The sequence below is a fragment of the Nitrospirillum karajorum genome (assembly GCF_036348415.1).
In the GTDB taxonomy this organism is placed as follows: Bacteria; Pseudomonadota; Alphaproteobacteria; order Azospirillales; family Azospirillaceae; genus Nitrospirillum; species Nitrospirillum amazonense_B.
Genome location: NZ_JAZBQB010000002.1, coordinates 565,330 through 588,297, shown reverse-complemented (window position 1 = coordinate 588,297; position 22,968 = coordinate 565,330). Strand labels below are relative to the sequence as shown.

Sequence of the window (22,968 nt, the reverse complement as noted above, 5' to 3'; positions counted from 1 at the left end):
CGTATCCCCTGAGTTCCGTATCCATGGAACCGAAGCCCGCGCTGACGGGTTCGATGACGTTCAACAGCTTGGCTGGAGGGGGCATGGGGACGCGATGTGATGCCGATGTCAGCCGGCGCGGCGTGTTGCTTGGCGCGGCCGCGACCGTTGCCTTGACGACGCCTGTGGTTGGCGGCCAGGCTCTATCCACCAGCGGCGATGGCGCTGCCGCCACCAGCAACGGTCCGGTACCCGTGATGACTCCCGTAAAAGGCAAAGTTTCCTTCACCGTGAACGGCAAGGCCGAGACGCTGGAGGTCGACACCCGTACGACCCTGCTGGACGCCTTGCGTGAGCATCTGCGCCTGACGGGCACCAAGAAAGGGTGCGATCATGGCCAATGCGGTGCCTGCACCGTCATCGTCGATGGGCGGCGCGTCAATTCCTGCCTTACCCTGGCGGTCATGCATGAGGGCGGCAGCGTCACGACAGTAGAGGGCCTGGGTACGCCGGAACGGCTGCACGCCATGCAGGCCGCCTTCGTGAAACATGACGGATATCAGTGCGGCTACTGCACCCCAGGGCAGATCTGTTCCGCCGTCGCAGTGCTGGAGGAGATCAAGGCCGGCATCCCCAGCCACGTCACCGGCGACCTGACGGCGGCGCCACAGATGAACGCCACCGAGATGCGGGAGCGGATGAGTGGCAACCTTTGTCGCTGTGGCGCCTATTCCAACATCCTGGACGCCATGGCCGAGGTGGCGGGCCTACAGAGCGCGGGAGGCCCGGCATGAGGCCCTTCACCTATGAGCGGGCCGCGTCCCCGGCCGAGGCCGCGGCCAAGGCGGCCAGCATTCCCGGCGCCCGCTTCATCGCCGGCGGCACCAACCTGCTGGACCTGATGAAGCTGCAGATCGAGACGCCGGCCCATCTGATCGATGTGAACGGCCTGGGCCTGGACAAGATCGAGGACACGTCCGAAGGCGGCTTGCGCATCGGCGCCCTGGTGCGCAACACCGACCTGGCGGCCGATGGACGGGTGCGCCGCCATTACGGGGTGCTCAGCCGCGCCCTGGTGGCCGGCGCGTCGGGACAGTTGCGCAATGTCGCCACCACCGCCGGTAACCTGCTGCAGCGGACCCGCTGCCCCTATTTCTACGACCCCAACCAGCCGTGCAACAAGCGCCAGCCCGGCAGCGGCTGCTCCGCCATCGGCGGCGTCACGCGAAGCCTGGGCGTCATCGGCACCAGCAATGCCTGCATCGCCACCCATCCCAGCGACATGGCGGTGGCCATGCGCGTGTTGGACGCGACGGTCGAAACCGTCCTCCCGGACGGCAGCAGCCGCGCCATCCCCATCGCCGACCTTCACCGGCTGCCCGGCGACACCCCGCATGTGGAAACCGCACTGGAGCGGGGGAACTGATCACCGCCGTGACGCTGCCCCGGCCGGTCGGCGGGACGCATCTGTACCACAAGGTGCGAGACCGGGCCTCCTACGCCTTCGCCCTGGTGTCCGTCGCCGCCATCGTGCAGCCCGACGGCGGCAATGGGGTCGCGTGGGGCCGCGTCGCCCTGGGCGGCGTAGCACCCAAGCCTTGGCGGGTGGAGGCGGCGGAGGCGCACCTGAAGCAGGGGGCCAAGGAGACGACCGCCCTGCTGTTGGCCGGTGCGCGGCCGACACCGGACAACGCCTTCAAGATCAAGTTGGCGGAGCGCTCGCTGGCCGCCGTGCTTAGAGAGGCGAGGGCCTGAGCCATGAAGTTCGACACCCCCGCCGGCACCAATCCCATCGACCAACTGACCGTGGTGGGCAAACCCACCGACCGCATCGACGGCCCGCTGAAGACCACGGGCACCGCCCCCTACGCTTACGAACGACACGACGTGGTGGCGGGCCAGGCCTATGGCCACGTCCTGGGGGCCGCCATCGCCAAGGGGCGCATCATCCGTATGGACCTTGCCGCCGCCCTGGCCGCCCCCGGCGTCATCACCATCGTGACGGCGGAAACCGCCGGGCCGCTGGGCAAGGGAAAATGGAACACCGCCAAGTTGCTGGGCGGTCCAGACATCCAGCATTACCATCAGGCCGTGGCCCTGGTCGTGGCCGAAACCTTCGAGCAGGCGCGCGATGCCGCCAGCCTGATCAAGGTGGACTACCAGGCGGAACCGGGCGCCTATGACCTGGCCGCCGCCCGGAAGGGAGCCACCGAGGCGAAGGGGGAGCCGGACACCGGCGCCGGCGACTTCCACGGCGCGTTGGCCGCAGCCCCGGTGCAACTGGACGCCACTTACACCACTCCCGGCCAAAGCCACGCGATGATGGAACCGCACGCCAGCATCGCCGCCTGGAACGGGGACAAGCTAACGCTGTGGACCTCCAACCAGATGATCAGGTGGGGTGTCAAGGACGTCGCGCAAACCCTTAACATGCCAGAGGAAAATATCCGCCTGATCTCGCCCTACATCGGCGGCGGTTTCGGGGGAAAGCTGTTCGTGCGCAGTGACGCGCTGCTGGCCGCCCTGGGGGCCAAGGCGGCGGGGCGGCCGGTGAAGGTGGCCTTGCACCGCCCCTTGATTGTCAATAACACCACGCATCGTCCGGCCACCATCCAGCGCATCCGCATTGGCGCCACCAAGGATGGCAAGATCACCGCCATCGGCCATGAAAGCTGGTCCGGCGACCTGCCCGATGGCAAGCCGGAGACGGCGGTGCAGCAGACCCGCCTGTTGTATGCCGGCGCCAACCGCCTGACCGCCATGCGCCTGGCCGTGCTGGACCTGCCGGAAGGCAACGCCATGCGGGCCCCGGGGGAGGCGCCGGGCCTCATGGCGCTGGAGATCGCCATGGATGAGATGGCGGAAAAGCTGGGAATGGATCCCATCCAGTTCCGCATCCTGAACGACACGCAAGTGGACCCGGAACAGCCGGAGCGGCCCTTCTCGCAACGCCAACTGATCGCCTGCCTGCAACAGGGGGCGGAGCGGTTTGGCTGGGCCCGCCGCAAGCCGCTGCCCGCCAGCGTGCGCGAGGGGCGATGGCTGGTGGGCATGGGCGTCGCCGCCGGATTCCGCAACAACCTGGTCACCAAGTCCGCCGCCCGCGTGCGCCTGGATAACCAGGGTGTGGTGACGGTTGAAACGGACATGACCGATATCGGCACCGGCACCTACACCATCGTCGCCCAGACGGCGGCGGAAACCATGGGCGTGCCATTGGACAAGGTCGTGGTGCGCCTGGGCGACAGCAGCTTCCCCGTGTCCTGCGGGTCGGGCGGGCAGTGGGGCGCCAACAATTCGACGGCGGGGGTCTATGCCGCCTGTATGAAGCTGCGCCAGGCCGTGGCGCAGAAGCTGGGTTTCAACGCGACCGAGCCCCGCTTCGCCGACGGCCACGTGTCGTCGGGCGGACATGCGGTGCCGTTGGCTCAGGCGGCCAAGGACGGGGAGATGGTGGCGGAGGACGGCATTGAATACGCCGACCTGCACAAGCGATACCAGCAGTCCACCTTCGCCGGTCATTTCGTGGAGGTGGGGGTGGATGCCGCCACGGGCGAGGTCCGCCTGCGCCGCATGCTGGCGGTGTGCGCCGCCGGCCGCATCCTGAACCCAAAGTCGGCGCGCAGCCAGGTCATCGGCGCCATGACGATGGGGGCGGGGGCGGCCCTGATGGAGGAGTTGGTGGTGGACAAGCGCCGCGGCTTCTTCGTCAACCACGACCTGGCGGGATATGAGGTGCCGGCGCATGCCGACATCCCGCACCAGGAGGTGATCTTCCTGGATGAGGTGGACCCGATTTCCTCCCCCATGAAGGCCAAGGGGGTGGGGGAACTGGGCATCTGCGGGGTGGGGGCGGCGGTGGCCAACGCCATTTACAACGCCACCGGCGTCCGGGTGCGCGACTATCCCATCACCCTGGACAAGCTGCTGGATCACCTGCCGGAAATCGCCTAGCGACACAGCCCGCCATTGCCTTTCCCCCGCGCGGCCCCGTACAAGGCCCTGGTAACGCGACCGCAAGGATGGGTGAGGACGATGCGGCCAGGTCTGCTTTTCTCGGCGTTGACGGTGATGATGATGGCCGGCGCGGCCGTGGCACAGGACGCGCCCAGCCCCATCGTCCTGAACCAGACGGGCCTGGAAAGCGCCGGTCCCAAACTGGCCATCCTGGCCGACCCCGCGACCACGCCCTTGGACTGGCGCCTGACCGATGCCCAGGGACGCACTGTGGCGACGGGCAAGACCCAGCCGTTCGGCGATGACGCCGCGTCGGGCCAGCATGTGCACCAGATCGATTTTTCCGAGGTCCGCCAGGCCGGCCAGGGATATCGGCTGACGGTGGGCGACAAGGCCAGCCGGCCCTTCGCCCTGACGGCGACGCCTGATGGCCGCTTGCTGCGGGCCAGCCTGTCCTTCTTTTACCAGCAGCGCAGCGGCGTGCCCATCGAGGCGGCTTTGGTGGAGCGGCCGGATCTCGCCCGGCCGGCGGGGCATCGGCCGGACAAGGCCACCTGCTTCAACCTGGCCGACCCCAAGGGCCAGGTCTGGCCCGGCTGTGACTATACCCTGGACGCCAGCGGCGGATGGTACGATGCCGGCGACCAGGGCAAGTACGTGGTGAACGGCGGCATCTCCGTCTGGACACTGGTGGACGCCTATGAGCGCGCGCAGGTGCTGAAGCGCCCCCGCGCCCTGGCGGAGGTAGCGGATAGCACCCTGGCGGTGCCGGAACGGGGCAACGGCGTACCCGATCTTTTGGACGAAGCCCGGTTCGAACTGGAATTCCTGCTGGCCATGCAGGTGCCGGAGGGGAAGAGCCTGGAGGTGCCGCTGGGTGACCAGAAGGACAACGCCGGGCATTACATCCTGACCCGCATCGACGCCGGCGGCCTGGTTCACCAAAAGATCGCGGACGCCCATTGGACGGGCCTGCCCACAGCACCGGCGGACGACCATGTCACCCGCTATCTCTACTATCCCACCACGGCGGCCAGCCTGAACTTGGCCGCTGTCGCGGCGCAGGCGGCGCGGGTGTGGAAGGACATCGACGCGGCGTTCGCCCAGCGGTGCCTGGATGCCGCCCGCCGCGCCTTCGCCGCCGCGCAGCGCCATCCCGACATCCTGGCCCAGGTGAGCTTCGACGGCAGCGGCGGCTATGGCGATGCCCACCTGGCGGATGAGGTCTACTGGGCGGCGGCGGAACTGTACGCCACGACGGGTGAGCCCGCCTATCTGGCGGTGCTGCGCGCGTCGCCGTACTTCACGGGTGCGGAGGGGACCGGCGATCTCAGTTGGGGCTCCGTCGCCACGGCGGGCGCCTTGACCTTGGCCCTGGCGCCCGGCCGCCTGGACGACGCAGACCGGGACCGGATGCGTGCACAGGTGATCGCCCTGGCCGACGGTTATGTTGCGGATGAGCGAAAGACCGGCTACCGGCTGCCCTTCGCGCTGGCGGCCTACCCCTGGGGATCCAACGGCGCCCTTCTCAGCCGCGCCATGGTCTTGGGCGCGGCCTATGACCTGACGGGCAAGGCCGCCTACCGGACGGCGGTGGTGGATGCCGCCGACTATGTGCTGGGCCGCAATCCCTTGGACCGTTCCTACGTCACGGGTTTCGGCGCCCGGCCCATGCAAAACCCCCATCACCGCTTCTGGGCGCATCAGGCGGACGCGCGCTATCCGTCGCCGCCGTCGGGTGTCCTCTCGGGTGGACCGAATTCATCGGCCATGGACGACCCGGTGGCCAAGACCATGAAGGGCAATTGCGCCCCCCAGACATGCTGGGCCGACGACTACCGCGCCTATACCATGAACGAGGTCACCATCAACTGGAACGCGCCGCTGGCCTGGGTGGCGCTATGGCTGGACGACACGGCGCCGTAAGCGGGGGGCCCGCGCGTCATGGCGCAGGCCCCCCCCCTCAATTCTTAAACAGCGGGCTCGTTACCGAAGGCCGCGACTTCGGCCACCAGGCCGGTCACGGCCAGCGCCACCAGCTCCCCGCCCTTTTCCGGGGTGGCGAGGGCGGGGTCGGAGCCCATGCGCCCGTCAGGATGGCGGGCGCGGAAGTCCAGCGCCTCGCGGATAGGGCCGGAGCCGGCGATCTTGGGCGCGTAATCGGCGGTCTTGATGGCGTCGGGATAGGCCCACTGTGTCACCGCGATCTCCGACGGGGTGGCGTGGCTGCCGTGGCCCGCGGGGAACTGCCTCTGGGCCAGGGCGTTCACGCCGGGGAGGTCCCACCAGTTCCGCAGCTTGCAGGCGAAGCCGGCGCGCCGCTTGGCAAAGCTGGCCTCGGCATAGAGTTCGGAGAACGCCGCCTCGATGGTGGCGACATTGCCGCCATGGCCGTTCAGGAAATAGATCTTCTCAAAGCCGTGCACGGCCAATGAGCGCACCCAATCGCCGATCGCCGCCATGAAGGTGGAGGGGCGCAGGCTGATGGTGCCGGGAAAACCCAGGTGATGTTGGGCCATGCCGATGTTGAAGGTGGGGGCCACCAGGATGTCGGCGCCGCCCTTGTGCGCCTCATGCGCGATGATTTCTGGACAGAGCCAATCCGTTCCCAGCAGGCCGGTCGGGCCATGCTGTTCATTCGAGCCGATGGGGATGACGATGGTCTTGGAGCGTTGCAGGAAGCGCTCGACCTCGGACCAGGTGGATAGGTGCAGCAGCATGGACTCGTTCCTCAGGCAGGCTGTTTGGCCGCCACCATAGGAGGGCGCGCCGCCAAAGGCACCCCAAAAGCGAGGAGCGGAACCGTGACGGCATCTGGACGGTTGGCTGAGAACGGGAGGAGGGGCGCCATCGCCCCGCTGGTGTTCGCTTGACGGATCGTGACCATGCGACGGGCGGTCAAAATAGCGGGTTGGACCTTGGGCGTTCTGGCGGTGCTGCTGGTGCTGGCCGTGACCGGCGTTTATCTCTTCGTCACCTCCGATTATGTCCGCGCCCAGTTGGAGAACCGGGCCACTGCCTTCTCGGGGCGGGAAACGCGGATCGGGAAGGTGTCAGTCCGTTGGGGCTGGGTCACCCATGTGCTGCTGGACGATGTCCAGGTGTCCAACACCGACTGGGGGCAGGCGTCCCACCTGTTCACGGCGAAACAGATCGAGCTGGATATCGCGCTGCGTCCCCTTTTGCTGCACGGTGACCTGGTGTTCCCCACCCTGGTCCTGCACCAGCCGGTGGTCGCGTTGGAAAAGGACGAGCAGGGACAGTGGAACTGGAGCCCCGAGGAAAGCCCGGTGGCCACCGGCGCCCTGAACCAGTTGAAGCCCGAGCACCGGGATGAGGTGCCGCTGATCGGCCGGCTGGAGATTGACGGCGGCCGCGTCAGCTACCGCGACGCCAAGCGCAAACTGGCCCTGGACGGGACGGTGCAAACGGCGACAGGCCAGGCGCCGGCGGAGCCGACGGCCAACCTGGACCTCCAGGGCAGCATCGGGAAAGAGCCACTGGCCGTCCATTTCGTGGGCGGGTCGGTATTGATGCTGCGTGACACGAACCAGCCCTATCCGGTTGATCTGAAGGTCAATTATGGTGCCACTCTGCTGACGGTCCAGGGCACGCTGCAAGACCCTTTCCAGTTCACCGGATCCAATGTCCGGGTGGCGTTGTCCGGCTCAAACTTGGCGGACATCTTCCCCCTTCTGGGCATTCCCGGACCGCCCACACCACCCTATCGCCTTGCCGGCAAGCTGACGCATGAACCCGGCATATGGCGGGTGGTGGATTTGGCGTGGCACGCGGGCGATAGCGACCTGGCGGGCGACATCGCCATCGACCACCATGCCAAACCGTCGTTTCTGACGGCGCATCTCACCTCCGACCACCTGGCGTTCGCTGACCTGGCGCCCCTGGTGGGTGCCACCCCCGAATCGAAAGGCAACGTCTCCGCCGACCAGAAAAAGACCCAGGCCGCGCTGGAAGCCAAGGGGGAGTTGTTTCCCGACGTGCCCCTCCAGATGGAAAAGCTGCGGGCCATGAACATGGATGTCACCCTGGACGCCAATAGGGTGGTGGCGCCCGACTATCTGCCGGTGCGGACCTTGGCCTTCCGCGTCCGTGTCCAGGACGGCCAGGCGACGGTAAACCCCCTGCGCATGGAGGTGGCCGGCGGCACATTGGCCGGTGAGATGGCGCTGGACGTGCGGGGGAACGCCCCGCAGGCCCACGCCGCGCTGACGTACCAGGATGTGGACCTGAAGGCGTTCTTCCGGGGCTCGGACTATTTCGACACGACCAAGGGCAAGCTCCGGGGACGCGTGCGACTGGTGGGCCAGGGCCATTCCTTGGCGGAGGTCATGGGCACGGCCACGGGGGACGTGGTGGTCACCATGTCCGGCGGCACCATCAGTTCCCTGATGGTCAGCCTGGCGGGCCTGCAGATCGCCGACGCCCTGGTGCTGTACATCACCGGCGATGATCAAATTCCCATCCGCTGCGCCCTGGGGCGGCTTAATTTCAATCATGGCCTGGTGGTCTTCGACCGCACGCTGATGGACACCCGCAAGTCGGTGGTCCATGTCAACGGCGAGGTGCGGCTCAAGACCCAGGAGGTCGACACCGAGGTCACGGCCGACACAAAGAAGTTCGACCTGCTGGACCTGCACGCCCCCGTGGTGGTCAGGGGCAAGATCCGATCACCCCGCATCAGCATCGGCCGGCTCATCCCCATTCCGCTGCCCGACTTCGGCGGCGCCGACGATATCGATTGCGACGGCATGACCCGGCAACTGCTGGCCTCCGATTAGCCCACGCCCTCGCCCAAGGTGATACGCATGACACAGCCCGGCTGACCGTCCTCCACCGCCAGGCGGAAGCCGTGCAGTTGCACCACCGCCGCCACGAGACTGAGGCCGAGGCCGTTGCCGGAGGTGTGGCGTGCGTGATCGCCCCGGGTGAAGCGGCGGAACATCATGTCCCGCTGCGCCGGCGTGATGCCGGGGCCGGTGTCGCGGACGATCATTTCCGGCACCTGCCCCGCCTCTTGGCGCAAGGCCAGGGTGACGGTGCCGCCGCTGGGCGTGAACTTGATGGCGTTATCCAGCAGGTTGCCTAGCGCCTCGAACAGCAGGTCGGCATCGCCGGTGATGGTCGCGGTGGGGCGGATGTCGGTGATGAAGGTCAGGGCCTTGGCCGCCGCCAGCGGCTCATACAGGTCGGCGGCTGCCAGGGCCAGGGGGCCCGGGTCCACGGGGGCGAAGGCGGCACGGCGGCGTCCGTCCTCCACCTCCGCGATGCGCAGCAGGGCGCGGAAGGTCGCCAGGATCTGGTCGGCGTCGCCGATGGCGTCCTCCATGGCCGCGCGGTGGGCCTCGATGTCCCCGCCCCGGCGCAATGCCCCCTCCAGCCTGGTGCGCAGCCGGGTGAGGGGGGTGCGCAGGTCGTGGGCGATATTGTCGCCCGCCACCTTCATGTCGCCGATCAACCCTTCAATCTTGGCCAGCATGGCGTTGACGATGGCCGCCAGCTTATCGAAGTCGTCCCCCGATCCGCGCACAGGCAGGCGTTGCGACAGGTCACCCGCCATGATGGTCGCGCTGGCGCGGTGGATGGCCTCGATCCGCCGTAAGGTGCCGATGCTAAGCGCCAGTCCGCCCGCAAGGGCCAGGATGATGCCGCCCACCAGGCCTGCCACCATGGCGCGCAGGATCAGCTCCCGCACCTCATGCACCTCATTGGTCCGCACCGTCAGCACCAGGATGCGGCCGTCCGCCAGGCGCTCCGCCAAGCCACGGGCCGCGTGGTGGCGTTCAGGCGTGGGGGCCGGCCCTTGCGGCAGGGCGTGGATGCCGCTGTCCAGGGCCCGCAGTTCCTCGGGCACGCCCGTCAGGTCACCGGCCAGGCGCCGCCCGTCGGGCGCCAGCAGCGCCGCCCGCCAATGCCCGCGGCGGTCGCTGTCCACCAGGCTGTCGATGTGCGTGGCCTGCTCAGGTCCGGAGGCGCGCAGGAACTCCGCCGCCTCGCGTACCAGGGTTTCATCCAGCCGCCGGGTCAGGAACACGCCCGCGCGCCAGTAGACGACGCCCAGCGCCAACAGCACGACCGTGACCGTCAGCGCCCCGAACAGCACGGTCATGCGGAAGGCCGTGGTGCGGGGCAGGTCGGCGAGGCGAAAGCGGTCAATCCGGGGCATGCAGCCGCCAGCCCCCGCCGCGCACCGTGCGGATCATCGCTTCCTCATTGTCCGCGTCCACCTTGCGGCGCAGGCGGCCGACATGGACGTCGATGACGTTGGTGCCGGGGGCGAAGCCGTACTCCCAGACCGCTTGGAACAGCATGGACCGCGTCAGGGTCTGTTCCGCGTTGCGCACGAAATACTCCAGCAACTGGAACTCCCGCGGGGTCAGGTCCAGCTCACGCGCCCCCCGGGTGGCCTGGCGCCCCACCAGGTCCATCACCAGGGGGCCGACCTGCAACAGGGTGCCCGCCGGCTTGTCCGCCCGGCGGCGGGCCAGGGCCATGACCCGGGCGACCAGCTCCGCCAGGGCGAAGGGCTTGGTCAGGTAATCGTCGCCGCCCGCGCGCAGGCCGCGCACCTTGTCGTCCACCCCATCCAGGGCGCTGACCACCAGGACCGGGGTCGTCACCCCTTCGCGGCGTAGTTCCGCGAGCAGCGCCAGGCCGTCCAGGCCCGGCAGCAGCCTGTCCAGGGTGATGGCGTGGTAAAGCCCGGCCCGCGCCTCCGCCAGGCCGGCGGGGCCGTCGGCGCACAGGGTGACGGCATAGCCCTCCGCCGTCAGCGCGTCGACAATCTCGCGCGCCGTCCGCGCTTCGTCCTCGATCACCAATATCCTGGCCATGGCGGGCAGATCTCCGGGATTGCGCCGCGCACCATACCGGGGCCGCCAGCGCAAGGCACCTGGCCTGAAAGAACCCACCTCAAAAAATCGCTTCACCGCCGCTGTCCCGGGACTGCGGGGACGGTGGGCCCTGTGGTATTGTACATGCGCCACTCCGCCATCGTGTCCCCCATGGGCATCATCAGGGGCAGCACTTGAGCCACCTCAAGGCGTGCCAGGCCCGCGGTCGGTTACGATTATTCGTTCGTCTCGCCCGCCGCACCGGGGCCGGAACCTCCGCTTCCCCCGTGCCCGGGATCGCAACAGAGGGGAGGACGCCATGCCTGACGCCGCCAAAACACCGTTTCCGCCCATGGATTGGGCCACGAACGCCCCGCTCGGCACCCTGCTGTCGGAAAACGCCGCCTGGATGGACGACATCCACCATGTCTATGGTCGCGTGACCCACGGTAGCTTGGCCTTTTTCCAGGAACTCGCCCGTTTCTGGGAACAGCGGATGCATGAGGACCGCGAGGCCTGCGCCGAATTCCTGACCTGCCGGACGCCGCAGGACCTGCAGACTGTCGGCCAGCGCTTCGCCCTGAAGGCCAGCCAGGACTATGCCGAGGGGATCAGCCGCCTGCTGCAGGTCAGCATCGGCGCCCTGGGGGATGTCCCGGCCGGCAAGGACAAGGCTGACGGTGGGGCCGTTGCCAGCGCCGGCCGCCCGCGGCGCGTTGCCTGATGGTCATGCAATAGTCCCGTGCGTCGACGCCGCGTTCAAACCGGGCGCCAAGCCCGCTATGGTCGGGCGATGAATCACTGGGCGGTCCGGCAGGACCGCCCCTCATCGCCGGAACGTGCCGCATGCGCCAGTATGACGACCTTCATTCCTACGAGCCGTCGAAGGGTCATGGGCTGCCACACGACCCGTTGAACGCCATCGTCGGGCCGCGCCCCATCGGCTGGATCTCCAGCAAGGGGCGGGATGGCAGCGTCAACCTGGCGCCCTACAGCTTTTTCAACCTTTTCAACTATCGCCCGCCCATCATCGGCTTTTGCAGCACCAGCGCGAAGGACAGCCTGCGCAACGCGCGGGAAACCGGCGTCTTCGTCTGGAACCTGGCGACCCGCGACCTGGCCACGCAGATGAACGCCACCAGCGCGCCCCTGCCGTATGGTGTGAACGAGTTCCAGGCCGCCGGCCTGACGCAGGTGCCGGGAACGCTGATCGACGTGCCGCGTGTCGGGGAAAGCCCGGTGCATTTCGAATGCCGGGTGACGGATATCCACCGGCTGCGCCGCCATGACGGCACGGCGGTCGATTCCTGGCTGGTGATGGGGGAGGCGGTGGTGATCCACATCGCCCGGTCGCTGCTGGTGGATGGCGTTTTCGATACGTTTGGCGCCGGCATCATCCTGCGCGGCGGCGGCCCCTCCGCCTATGCCGCCATCACCCCCGACAGCCGTTTCGATATGGACCGCCCGGGTGTGGACCGCCCAGGCGCCACCGGCGGCCGCTGACCCTTTGGGCGCCACCAAGCGGATGTTGAGAACTATTCAATTACGGCGGGATAGCCCGGCATGCTACCGCGGAAGGGCATCAACCCGCCTTGTCATGACGGGCGAAGCGGTGTCCTATGCCCCCTGTATGTGGTTCGCCGAAACATTGGGCTGGCAACATCGTCGCCGATGGCTAAGGTGACCCGTTCGACCGCGCTTGTGATTTGAGGCCCCATGTCCACTTCCACCGCCCTACCGCCCGCCGATGACGACACCACGCTGGTGGATGGCCTGCGCCATGCCATGCGTCGCCTGGCGGCGTCGGTCTCCGTGGTTACACTACGGGATGCGCAAGGGGCGGCGGGGGCCACGGTCAGCGCCCTGTGCTCCCTGAGCTTCGACCCGCCCTCGGTCCTGATCGCGCTGAACCAGTCGGGCAGCATGCATGACCGCATCCTGGCGGTGGACACCTACGCCATCAACATCCTCTATGCCGACCAGGAGGATGTCTCCAGGACCTTCGGCGCCCCCAACCGCTCCGCCGATTGCTTCAAGCCGGGCGCATGGGAGGACGTCATGGGCGCCCCCTGCCTGATCGGCGCCCAGTCCACCCTGGTCTGCCGCCGGGCCGCGGAACTGCCCCATGGCAGTCATCGCGTCATCGTGGGGGAAGTGCTGTGGACCCGCAGCCGGGTGGAGGTCAATCCGCTGCTCTACGCCGACGGCGGCTACCGCAAGCTAAGCGCCCTTTAATTCCGTATTTTCAAAGAAATCCCCGGGCGGCATCGACCACCCGGGGATTTTTGTTACTGCCAAAACTCAAGTTGGGACGGGTGGCACCAGGGGCGGGCTACCCCTCGAAAACCCGTCCGGGGGAAGGATGCCGGGCCGCCGATCAGAACTTGGCGCGGGCACCGAAGATCACCTGCGCGCCGGGGTAGTAGATGCTGTAGGGCGAATTGGAGTGGCCGAACTGGGTCACCAGCGGTTCGTTGGTGATGTTCAGGGCGTCCACCGTCAGGCGGATGCTGTCGTTCAGCCAGGGCAACTGATAGCCCAGCGACAGGTCCAACTGGCCGCGCGCCTCGGCGATCAGGGCCTCGTTGATGTTGTTCTGCGGGGCGTTCGCGGCGGTGGACTGGTCGTTCCAGACGTAGTTCACGCTGACCGACACGCCATGCCCTTCATAATAGGCTTGCAGATTGTAACTGTAGGGCGCGATGCCGGTGGCGAACAGCCCGCTGTCGGAGCTTTGCTCGATATGCGTGCCGTTGGCGGAGAAGCCCAGGCCCTCGACGATGAAGTCCAGGGGCTGCACCCAGGTCAGCTCGATGCCCTGCAGCAGCAGCTTGCTGAGGTTCACCGGCTGGGTCAGGGTCACGGTGGCCACGTTCGGGCCGCCGCGCAGCATCAGCGCCTGCTGCTGGCTGGTCTGCAGGTCGCTGAAGTTGATGCCCAGGGCGGTGAAGGGCACGGTCTTCTGCGTGGTGACGGTGAAACCGTCGATGTCCTTGCGGAACAGGGCGGCGCCGATATAGCCGAGGCCACCGGTGTACCACTCGCCGCCGATGTCGATGTTGTTCGAGGTGTAGGGCTTCAGGTTCGGGTTGCCGGCGCTGGCCACCTGCGCCGAGATGTCGGAGAAGGTGGTCCCGGGCAGCAACTGGCTGGCGTCGGCGCGGGTCATGCTGCGTGAGGCGGACGCGCGCAGCTTGATATCGTCCGTCAGGCTGTAGACCACGTTGGCGGAGGGCAGCACGTCGCTGTACCCGGTGCTCAGCGTCTGGTCGACCAGCGCGCCGGACGCGGTCACCAACGGGCTGGTCACTGTCTGGTCGGTATGGAAGTAGCGCAGACCCATGTTGATGGCCACCTCGTGGCCCAGCAGGGTGTCCCTGGCGTTGCCCTCGGCATAGCCGCCGAAGGTCTTCTCCGAGATGTTGCCGACCGATCCGCCGGTCACGGCGCTACGGGTCTGCGGCGCCGTGTCCTTGTAATACTCGTAGTTGGTGGCCTTCTCCAGCGCCGACACGTTGGTCATGATCCACTGGGTGTAGCCGACGTTGCCCCCCGCCAGCTTGCCGAAATCGCTGATGTTCATGGGCAGCAGGTACTGGCCGATCTGGGAATTGGGCACCAGGCCGGAGTTGCCGTCGCAGGTTGCGCCGCAGACGGCCGTCTGGAAGGCCGTGCTGTTGTCATAGGCGCGGATGATGCGGCTGGCCATGTCATAGGCGCCGCCCACCTTGATGTTGGCGGTGTCGTCGCCGTACTGGGTGTCGATGTGGGCACCCCGGGTCGTGGTCTCGCGGTACACGTTCTGCACATTCACGCGGTACCACTTCCAGCCCAGGTTGGGGTCGTTCAGGTCGCGGTTGGGCACGATGATGGGCTGGCCGTTGGCGCCATTGGCCTGGTAGCTGACCGTCAGGCCCGACTGCGCCGGCGTCTGCACGTCGAACTGCGGCTGTTCACGGAAGAAAGTGCTGTGTCCGTAGTTCACTTGGGCGTCGACCTTGAAGTCCTTGGACGGCTTCCAGGTCAGGGTGGGGTTGATGTTGTAGAACTCGGTATGCTGGTTGAAGATGTCGTTTTCCAGGAAGAAGCTGGAATTGGCGAAGGTGCCCTGGGTCACGACATTGTTGCTGTCGACGGTCAGGTTGAAGGGGACCATGCCGCCGGTGGAGGTGGGGCTGGTGCCGGGGCCTGAGTTGCGGACGTACCAATTCATGTTCAGGCGCTGGTAGTCGCGGTCGGACTGGGCCCACAGGCCATCAATGGCGAAGTGCCATTCGTCGCTGGGCCGGTATTCCAGCGACAGCAGGCTGGAGACGCGCGAGCGGTCGCCGAAGGTGTAGCTGTTGCGGCCCAGGCGCGGGATCTGCGCGCTGCCCAGCTGCGGCAGGGTCAGGCCGGAGGTTTGCGCCAGGTTCACCGGCTGGCCGGCGGTCAGGCCCGCCACGTTGCGGGGGGCCGTGCTGGCGTAGACGAAGCCGTTGCCGGTGCCGACGTCGCCGCTGCCGGCCGGCAGGTTGCCATCGGTCCAGCCGATGGTCTCGAAGCCATCGATGCGGGTGGTGGTCTTCACCCCAGACACACCGACCAGGATGCCGAAGGGGCCCCAGGTATGGCTGGCCACCAGAGCGCCACGCGGGCTCACCTGGTCGTCCGCATTGGTGTATTGGCCCTGGCCGATCAGGGTGACGTGGGTGCCTTCATTGTCAAAGGGGCGGGCGCTGTGCAGGTTCACCGTGCCGGCGATGCCGCCTTCCAGGGTGGAGGAGACCGGTGTCTTCTCAACGTCCAGACGGGTGAACAGCTCCGACGGGAACAGGTCCAGGTCGACCTCACGGTTGGCGTTGCCGCCGTTGGTGCCGCCGTCGGAGGCGACGGCGACCTGGGTGTTGTTCAACAGAACCTTGGAGAAACTAGGGCCCAGGCCGCGGATAGACACCTGCACGCCTTCGCCGTTGATGTCGCGGTTCAGCTTCACGCCGGGGATGCGGTTCAGGGTTTCGGCCAAGTTGGTGGCCGGCAGCTTGCCGATATCTTCGGCGAAGATGCTGTCGCCGAAGGCGACGGAATTGCGCTTCTGCTCCGTGGCATCCAACAGACTGCGGCGAATGCCGGTGACGGTGATTTCCTCCAGCGTGGGGTCGTCGCCGGGCGACGCGGCCATGGGAGATTCGGCCGGGGGGGATGCCGTCTGGGCGTTGGCCTGAGGCGAGAGCATGCCCAGCAGGGCGGAGCCGGCCAGGGCGGTGGTGGTCAGTAATGCCTTCCAGTTCTTTGAATGTGCCATTTTTTCCTCCCTGGCCGCCCACGGCCCCTTTCCGGGTTCAGGCGGGCTGTTGTTAAGGCTCTGGTTTCGCGCGGGTGCGGATCAGCGGTAGCGGTAGAACGTCACCCGCTGGATCTGGAATTGGTCTGGAGGCAGGCGGATATGCCGCCCCTGATGGGTTTGGTCGCCGTTCAGCACGCGACCCGGAACCCAGCGGCCCTGGGCGTCGAAGGTGCCCTCGACCGCCTTATCGATGCCGGCCAGGGTGGGGCCATCCCCCTTGGCGCCAGGCTCGCCGGCCACGGTGACGATCAAGCCGCGGCCGGCGATCAGGTATTCCTCAGGGCCCGTCTGGATGATCATGCCGCCGTGGCTGGCGATGTCCTGCTCAGCCTTGGGCGTCCAGCTGTCGATGAAGCTGACGGTGAAGCGATAGTCGCCCAGCGCTCGGGTGACGGGGGCGTCCAGCACCGTGCCGTCCTCCAGCACCCGGGGCTTGAAACCCGCCACGCGGCCCAGCCCCTGCGCCTTCAGGATGGCCGGGGTCAACTGGCGCAGCAGGCCATAGGCCTCGGTGACGGCGGCTTGGCTCTTGGGATCCGCGTTCTCGATGGAGAAAGGGCTGAAGCCAAAGGCGTCCAGGTTGCCGATGGCGTAGAAGGCGTTGGCCGGCACCTCGGGCGCCGTCACGTTGTTGGCCTCGGGAATGAACAGCGGGTTGTCCGCACGGCTGTAGCGACCGGCCAGGTCGTTGAAATTGGGGAAATAGATGTCTGGCGCGATCAGGTCCAGGCTGGGCGCGCCGGTCTTCCACACGTCGATCAGATGGGGCAGGGGGCCCCCGCTGGGATACTCACCCGGCGCCTTGCCAAAGCGGTTCAGTGCCACGTTGACATACATGGGCAGGGGATAGGCGGCCTTGCCGGCCCGGGTGATGGCGTCGGTGTACTGGGCATAATGCCAGGCGGTGAACACCTCCTGGCCCGCGTCGGCGTCGCCAAAGACCTGGTCCCAGGTACCGGCGGCCTTGGCGCCGTGGGCCTGCCACAGGGCGCGCAACTCCGGTTCCACCGCTGCGCCCTCGCGCAAGGGGCGCAGCAAGGCGTCCGGCACGGGCTGGGCCCAGGCGGCCTGGGCGGCATCGCCCCATTCCCGCGCCACGGGCAGCATCCCGATCTCGTTTTCCACCTGCACCATCAGCACGGTGCCCTTGGCGTCCACGGCCTTGAGATGGCCCATCAGCGCGGCGAACGCCTTGGCGTCAGCCTCCCGCACGGCGGGGGAAAAGGCGGAGAGGATTTCCACGCTGGTGCCATTGGCTGCACGCACGCGCGGGAACCGCGCCTGGTCCCGCTTCACCCAGCCCGGCACGTAGGTCGACATGCTGTTCTTCCAGGCGCCGAACCACAGCAGGACCAGGTGCATGTCCTGGGCGCGGGCATCGGCCAGCAGGCCGTCGACGCTGGAGAAATCGAAGGAGCCTTCCCTGTCCTCGATCAGCTCCCAATAAACCGGGGCCAGCACCGTGTTCAGGTTCATAGCCTTCAGCTTGGGCCAATACTTGGTCATGTAGGACCGGCTGGACGCGCTTGAATTGCCCAGTTCACCGCCCAGCACCAGGAAAGGCTTGCCGTCCACCGACAAGTGGGCGGCCGTGCCTTGGCGCTCCAACGTGACGGGGGACGTCCCCGCAACGAGGGGAGAGGCGGCCAAGACCGCCAGGGCGGCCAGGCCGCCGGCCAATTTCATCCGCCGGGGGCAAGTGTGCCGGCCGGTGGCCGAACGCAGGCGTCCCATTTGCTCCCCTCCCTCGCAGCGGCGCGTTCGTGGCGCCTTGATGATAGCGTTACCATTTTACCAGAAGCGCAATATTGTCAAGATTTTTATTTCAATGACCCAAATATGATTGAAATCTATATTTTAAAAATAGACGACTCATCGCCAAAGCATCGAATCATTGGCGTTTAATCGTCATATTTTAAAATATTCGTCCTGCGGCCTTCAGGATGGGGCGCCTCCGCCGGTGGCGTCCGGTATGGCCGGACGCAGGTGGGGGCTCAGGGCCTGGATCGCCAGCAACGCCAATGGATAGGCCAGCGCCGCCGTCAGGAACACCGGGCCGTAACTGCCGGTCCCCTGCAGTATCCAGCCCGTGAACTTGGCCATCAGCATGCCGCCCACCGCGCCCGCTGTCCCTCCCAGCCCCACTACCGTGGCCACGGCAGAGGGTGGGAAAAGATCGGAGGGCAGGGTCATGAGGTTGGCGGAGAAGCCCTGGTGGCCCGCTGTCGCCAGGCCGATGATCAGGACGGCGGCGGTCAATCCGCCAACCCAGGGCGCGGTCAGCACGGGAATGACGCAGGCCGCGCACATCAGCATCGCCACCTTGCGCGCGCGGTTGGCCCCCAGGCCCCGGCGCATCAGGCGTGAGGACAGCCAGCCGCCGGCGACGCTGCCGATATCGGACATCAGGTAGATGGCGACCAGCGGCGGGCCGAAGCCGCGAAGGTCCAGACCGAAGCGCCGGCCCAGGAAATCCGGCAGCCAGAACAGGAACACCCACCAGATGGGGTCGGTCAGGAACTTGGCCAGAACATAGGCCCAGGTCTGGCGTTGGCGTAGAATCCAGGCCAGACGCGGGCCACTCGCGGATACGGTCGGGGCAATGGCGTCCGACAGGATATGCGCCCGCTCGGCGGCGGACAGGCGCCGGTCCTCCTCAGGACGGCGATAGAAGATCAGCCAGGCGGCCAGCCAGGCGAAGCTGATGACACCGGTTACCATGAACGCCATGCGCCAGTCGGCGACGGCGACGATGGCGGGAACCACCAGGGGCGTGATCACGGCGCCGACGTTGGACCCCGCGTTGAAGACGCCCACCGCCAACGCGCGTTCGCGCCGGGGAAACCATTCCGCCACGCTTTTCAGGCCGGCGGGGAAGTTGCCGGCCTCGCCCGCGCCCAGCGCCACGCGGACCAGCACGAACTGCACCAGGCCGCTGGCCAGGCCGTGCGCGATGTGGGCCAGGTTCCAGATGACGAAGGTCAGGGCATAGCCCCAGCGGGCGCCAATGCGGTCGATGATCCGGCCGCACACCAGGTAGGCCACGGCGTAGGACGCCTGGAACCAGAAGATGATGTCGGCGTAGTCGGTTTCGGACCAGTGGAACTCCCGCGACAGCAAAGGCTTCAGCAGGCCCAGCATCTGGCGGTCGACATAGTTGATGACGGTGGCGGCGAACAGCAGGGCCACGACGATCCAGCGCCGCCGGCCTATCCGGGCCGGCGGGGGACTGGGTGCGATGGTGGCTTCCGCTGGCCACGCCATGGACGTCTCACTCCCGTTTGTCGCCACGCCACCGTTGGGCGCGGCCTTTTTAGCGCTGGACGCGTTCAGGGCCGCGCCCGGTTCCCGCTTACCAGCTCCACAAGGTGCCGTCGGTCAGACGGGCCACGGGCAGGTAGGCGGGTTGGTAGGGGTACTTCGCGGCCTCGGTCTCATCAATGTCGACGCCATGGCCCGGCGCCTCGCCCGGATGCATGTAGCCCTGGTCGAAGGTGTAGGCGTGGGGGAAGACGCTGTTGGTCACGTCCTCGTGGACCATGCGTTCTTGGATGCCGAAGTTCGGCACCCACAGGTCGAAGTGCAGGGCGGCCCCCATGCACACCGGCGACAGGTCGGTGGCGCCATGGCTGCCGGTGCGAATCTGGTACAGGTCCGCCAGGTTGGCGATGCGGCGCAGATGGCTGATGCCGCCGGCATGCACCACCGTGGTGCGGATGTAGTCGATCAGCTGGTTCTGGATCAGATCCTTGGCGTCCCAGATGCTGTTGAACACCTCACCCACCGCCAGGGGGGTGGTCGTGTGCTGGCGGATCAGCCGGAAGGACTCCTGGTTTTCCGCCGGGGTCGGGTCCTCCATCCAGAACAGGCGATAGGGCTCCAGGCTCTTGCCCAGGCGTGCCGCCTCGATGGGTGTCAGGCGGTGATGCACGTCGTGCAGCAGGTGCAGGTCCCAACCGAAGCGGTCGCGGGCGGCGGCGAACAGGGTGGGGGCGAAGTCCAGGTACGCCTCCGTCGACCAGGCGGACTCCGCCGGCAGCCCCCGCGTCGCCGGCTCGTAGTTGATGCCCTTGGCGACGCCGTAGACCCCCTTCAGGCCGGGAACGCCCGCCTGGATGCGGATCGCCTTGTAGCCCAGGTCGACATAATGCTGGACCTGGTCCAGGGCGTCGCCCACCGTCTGGCCGTTGGCATGGGCATAGACCATGACGCCGTTGCGGCTTTTGCCGCCCAGCAATTGATACAGCGGCAGGCCGGCCACCTTGGCCTTGATGTCCCACAGCGCCGTGTCCACCGCCGCGATGGCGGACATGGTCACCGGGCCCCGGCGCCAGTAGGCGCCCTTGTACAGGTATTGCCAGATATCCTCGATATCGTGCGGGTCACGGCCGATCAGGCACGGAATGACATGGTCGGTCAGGTACGACGCCACCGCCAGCTCCCGCCCGTTCAGGGTGGCGTCGCCGATGCCATAAACGCCTTCGTCCGTGCGGATCTTCAGGGTGACGAAGTTTCGCGCCGGGCAGGTGACGATGACATAGGCGTCCGTGATTTTCATATCTTCAGCTCCGAAGGCGGGGTCCAGGCGGGCGCGGGGCCGACGACACGCGGGGCGGTCGCGGGCAGGCTAGAAGGTCGTGTTTCGGGGCGCCCTGGGGGCGGCGATCTCTCCCTGAGCGGCAGGCGCCGCCGTTTGTCTGTTACCATTCATGTATACTACCATACCAGTTAGGTCAACAGGGCAATCGTGCCCGTCCCCTGTCACGCGCTGTCCCGGGAAACGATGGAAAATCCCAAATCCACCGGGCGCGGGGTTGGGCCCTGGCGCGGCCGGCCCCCCTCCAGACGGTGCAGCAGCAGCCGGGCCGCCCGCTGCCCCATGGCGCGGGCGTCCAGACGGATGGTGCTGAGCCGGGGATGGGTGTGGGCCGCGAAGTCGGCATCGCCGAAGCCCACCACCGCCAAGTCCTGCGGCACGCGCAGGCCCCGGCTCGTGGCCTCGGTCAGGGCGCCCAGGGCCAGCCCGTCGCTGCTGCATGCCACGACATCGGCACGGCCTTGCTCCCCATCGGCCAAATCCAGCATATCCGCCACGACCTCCCGCCCATGGGCATAAGGGTTGCCGGCGGGCACGACATGGTGGGGCAGGGGGCCGGACGCCAGGGCGCCGTATCCCGCCTGGAACCCGTCCAGCCATGCCAAGGCCGGACCAGTCCGTTCCAGGATCAGCAAGGGGCTTTGGTAGCCGCGCCCGACCAGCAGCCGCGCCAGGGCCTGACCGGCCGCCCGATGGGAACAGCCGACCGCCATGTCGATCGCCTCGCCGGGCAGGTCGCCGATTTCCACGATCGGCACCCCGGTGCGGACCAAGCGCCGCCGTACCGGGGCGTCGCCGTGCAGGCCGGCCAGCACGAGCCCGGCGGGGCTGTAAGCCATCGCGGCATCCACGGCCCGGCGCAGGCCGGCATCCTCCTGCCCGGCGGGAACCACCAGGGCGGCCATGGCATGGGCCGCCAATTCCTCCACCACGCCCGTCACCGCCTCATCCGCAAGCGCCGGGGTGATAACGGCGATCACACCCGGCGGACGGGCCATACGCTGGGCAAGGGGCATTTTTGCGTTTTCCGCAGCGACAATGCCGGGGGATGTGGATGAAGGTTCCCGCCCGGTGTCCAGCGGCGCGGGGGTACGCTCGCCATCCCGCGCCCGGCGGTGGGCCAGGCTGACAGCCACGGCGTTGGGGACGAATTGGGTCTCCAGAATGGCGTGGCGCACCCGCGCCGTGGTCCCCTCCGCCACCTTGTCCGGGTCATTCAGCACCCGCGACACCGTGGCCGGTGACACGCCCGCCAACCGCGCCACGTCTTGCAACGTGGCCTTGCCCGGCTCCGCCATAAAGGTTTTGCCCGCCGCCATGCGGCCCCCTCCCTGTTTCAGCCGCCATCGCGGCCTTGCTTGTAGTCTAGTATGGTAGTATGTGTCTTGAGCCGGGGCAATGGTGTTGGAAAAAAAGACACCGGCTCGGGAAACGCGCCTCTGGAAGGCGACTGTCAAATGCCGCAGGGTGAACGCGTGGGCCCGCGGGACAGAATGGGGTGCGTCTGGTGTTGGCGGAAAATGACCGTATCATCCTGAACCGTATCCAGGCGGACAGCGCGGAGCCTGTGGCCCGGCGCGTGTTCCGGGAATTGCGGGCCGCCATCGTCGCCATGAAGTTCCGCCCCGGCCAGGCCATCTCTGAACAGGACATCGCCGACCAGTTGGGCGTCAGCCGCCAGCCGGTGCGCGAAGCCTTCATCAAGCTGAGCGAGGCGGGGCTGCTGTCGATCCGCCCGCAGCGCGGCTCCTTCATCGTCAAGATTTCCGTCCGCCAGGTGTTCGACGCCCGCTTCGTGCGCGAGGCGGTGGAACTGGCGGTGGTGCGCCGCGCCGTGGCGGAGATGAAGGGACGCGACATCGACCTCTTGCGCGACAACCTGCGCGCCCAGGCCCACGCCGCGGAGGACCGCGACCACGGCGGTTTCCTCGATCTGGATGAACGCTTCCACCGCGACATCGCGCTGCATGTCGGCTGCGAGTACGCCTGGCGGGTGGTGGAGGAGACCAAGGCGCAGATGGACCGCGTGCGCTATCTCAGCATGCCGGAGGCGACACCGTTTTCGCTGCTGATCGCGCAACACCAGGCCATCGTCGATGCCATCGCCGACCGCGACGCGGATCGGGCGGAGGCGGCGATGCGCCAGCACCTTCAGGAAATCCTGACCTCGTTGCCGCAGTTGGCGACCCGGTTCCCCGACCTGTTCGCCGACGACGTACCGTCAAAACCCTTTGGATAACCCTTTGGCTGTTTGGCCT

General features: G+C 67.4%; 18 protein-coding genes and 1 pseudogene. 10 read left to right on the top strand and 9 right to left on the bottom strand.

Going from position 1 to position 22,968, the window contains the following annotated elements; translation table 11 throughout:
• Window positions 1–23: 23 nt before the first annotated feature.
• The 5 genes from paoA (at window position 24) to UCD39_RS10285 (ending at window position 5,862) form a co-directional block, all read left to right on the top strand.
• Window positions 24–773: an aldehyde dehydrogenase iron-sulfur subunit PaoA gene (gene paoA, locus UCD39_RS10305; protein WP_330495936.1), complete on the top strand. Its 750-nt coding sequence runs from the start codon at window positions 24–26 to the stop codon at window positions 771–773.
• On the top strand, window positions 770–1,405 hold the full coding sequence (locus UCD39_RS10300; RefSeq protein ID WP_330495935.1) for an FAD binding domain-containing protein: 636 nt from the start codon (window positions 770–772) through the stop codon (window positions 1,403–1,405). The genes paoA and UCD39_RS10300 overlap by 4 nt, the downstream gene beginning before the upstream one ends.
• 8 nt (window positions 1,406–1,413) lie before the next feature.
• The gene (locus UCD39_RS10295; protein WP_330495934.1) at window positions 1,414–1,734 is read left to right on the top strand and encodes an FAD binding domain-containing protein; all 321 of its coding nucleotides are present in this window, start codon (window positions 1,414–1,416) and stop codon (window positions 1,732–1,734) included.
• Between the two features lie 3 nt (window positions 1,735–1,737).
• On the top strand, window positions 1,738–3,933 hold the full coding sequence (gene paoC / locus UCD39_RS10290) for an aldehyde oxidoreductase molybdenum-binding subunit PaoC (RefSeq protein WP_330495933.1): 2,196 nt from the start codon (window positions 1,738–1,740) through the stop codon (window positions 3,931–3,933).
• Window positions 3,934–4,014: 81 nt separating this feature from the next.
• The gene (locus UCD39_RS10285; RefSeq protein ID WP_330495932.1) at window positions 4,015–5,862 is read left to right on the top strand and encodes a glycoside hydrolase family 9 protein; all 1,848 of its coding nucleotides are present in this window, start codon (window positions 4,015–4,017) and stop codon (window positions 5,860–5,862) included.
• Window positions 5,863–5,906: 44 nt separating this feature from the next.
• Here UCD39_RS10285 and UCD39_RS10280 read toward each other — a convergent pair whose 3' ends face one another.
• Window positions 5,907–6,656 (bottom strand): creatininase family protein, encoded by a 750-nt coding sequence (locus tag UCD39_RS10280; protein ID WP_330495931.1) that lies wholly within the window; start codon window positions 6,654–6,656, stop codon window positions 5,907–5,909.
• Window positions 6,657–6,821: 165 nt separating this feature from the next.
• On the opposite strand from UCD39_RS10280, the gene UCD39_RS10275 reads away from it, so the two are divergent.
• Window positions 6,822–8,735: an AsmA family protein gene (locus tag UCD39_RS10275; RefSeq protein WP_330495930.1), complete on the top strand. Its 1,914-nt coding sequence runs from the start codon at window positions 6,822–6,824 to the stop codon at window positions 8,733–8,735.
• On the opposite strand, the gene UCD39_RS10270 is transcribed toward UCD39_RS10275, so the two are convergent.
• Window positions 8,732–10,120: a sensor histidine kinase gene (locus tag UCD39_RS10270; protein ID WP_330495929.1), complete on the bottom strand. Its 1,389-nt coding sequence runs from the start codon at window positions 10,118–10,120 to the stop codon at window positions 8,732–8,734. The two genes, UCD39_RS10275 and UCD39_RS10270, sit on opposite strands and share 4 nt — an antisense overlap.
• Window positions 10,107–10,787, bottom strand: coding sequence for a response regulator transcription factor (locus UCD39_RS10265; RefSeq protein WP_503629720.1), 681 nt, complete (start codon window positions 10,785–10,787; stop codon window positions 10,107–10,109). Before UCD39_RS10265 ends, UCD39_RS10270 begins: the two co-directional genes overlap by 14 nt.
• A gap of 319 nt (window positions 10,788–11,106) precedes the next feature.
• On the opposite strand from UCD39_RS10265, the gene UCD39_RS10260 reads away from it, so the two are divergent.
• The 3 genes from UCD39_RS10260 (at window position 11,107) to UCD39_RS10250 (ending at window position 13,022) form a co-directional block, all read left to right on the top strand.
• Entirely contained in the window at window positions 11,107–11,511 is a 405-nt protein-coding gene (locus UCD39_RS10260; RefSeq protein ID WP_330495927.1) for a hypothetical protein, read from the top strand.
• A 122-nt stretch (window positions 11,512–11,633) separates the two neighbouring features.
• The gene (locus UCD39_RS10255) at window positions 11,634–12,290 is read left to right on the top strand and encodes a flavin reductase family protein (protein WP_330495926.1); all 657 of its coding nucleotides are present in this window, start codon (window positions 11,634–11,636) and stop codon (window positions 12,288–12,290) included.
• A gap of 213 nt (window positions 12,291–12,503) precedes the next feature.
• A complete protein-coding gene (locus tag UCD39_RS10250; RefSeq protein WP_330495925.1) occupies window positions 12,504–13,022 on the top strand; it encodes a flavin reductase family protein in 519 nt (172 codons plus the stop codon).
• A 142-nt stretch (window positions 13,023–13,164) separates the two neighbouring features.
• On the opposite strand, the gene UCD39_RS10245 is transcribed toward UCD39_RS10250, so the two are convergent.
• The 6 genes and pseudogenes from UCD39_RS10245 to UCD39_RS28495 form a co-directional block, all read right to left on the bottom strand.
• Window positions 13,165–16,071, bottom strand: coding sequence for a TonB-dependent receptor (locus UCD39_RS10245; protein WP_330495924.1), 2,907 nt, complete (start codon window positions 16,069–16,071; stop codon window positions 13,165–13,167).
• A gap of 81 nt (window positions 16,072–16,152) precedes the next feature.
• Window positions 16,153–17,847, bottom strand: a complete 1,695-nt coding sequence (locus tag UCD39_RS10240; RefSeq protein ID WP_330495923.1) for a GH35 family beta-galactosidase — start codon at window positions 17,845–17,847, stop codon at window positions 16,153–16,155.
• Between the two features lie 204 nt (window positions 17,848–18,051).
• Window positions 18,052–19,377, bottom strand: a complete 1,326-nt coding sequence (locus UCD39_RS10235) for an MFS transporter (RefSeq protein WP_330495922.1) — start codon at window positions 19,375–19,377, stop codon at window positions 18,052–18,054.
• A gap of 88 nt (window positions 19,378–19,465) precedes the next feature.
• Complete coding sequence (gene manD, locus UCD39_RS10230) at window positions 19,466–20,671, bottom strand: D-mannonate dehydratase ManD (RefSeq protein WP_145733965.1); 1,206 nt, start codon at window positions 20,669–20,671, stop codon at window positions 19,466–19,468.
• A 203-nt stretch (window positions 20,672–20,874) separates the two neighbouring features.
• The gene (locus tag UCD39_RS10225; protein ID WP_442943643.1) at window positions 20,875–21,708 is read right to left on the bottom strand and encodes a substrate-binding domain-containing protein; all 834 of its coding nucleotides are present in this window, start codon (window positions 21,706–21,708) and stop codon (window positions 20,875–20,877) included.
• Between the two features lie 153 nt (window positions 21,709–21,861).
• Window positions 21,862–22,008, bottom strand: a pseudogene (locus tag UCD39_RS28495) (LacI family DNA-binding transcriptional regulator); the annotation flags it as partial.
• A 200-nt stretch (window positions 22,009–22,208) separates the two neighbouring features.
• Between UCD39_RS28495 and UCD39_RS10220 the strand changes: the two are divergent.
• Window positions 22,209–22,949 (top strand): GntR family transcriptional regulator, encoded by a 741-nt coding sequence (locus tag UCD39_RS10220; protein ID WP_330495920.1) that lies wholly within the window; start codon window positions 22,209–22,211, stop codon window positions 22,947–22,949.
• The last annotated feature ends 19 nt before the right edge of the window (window positions 22,950–22,968 follow it).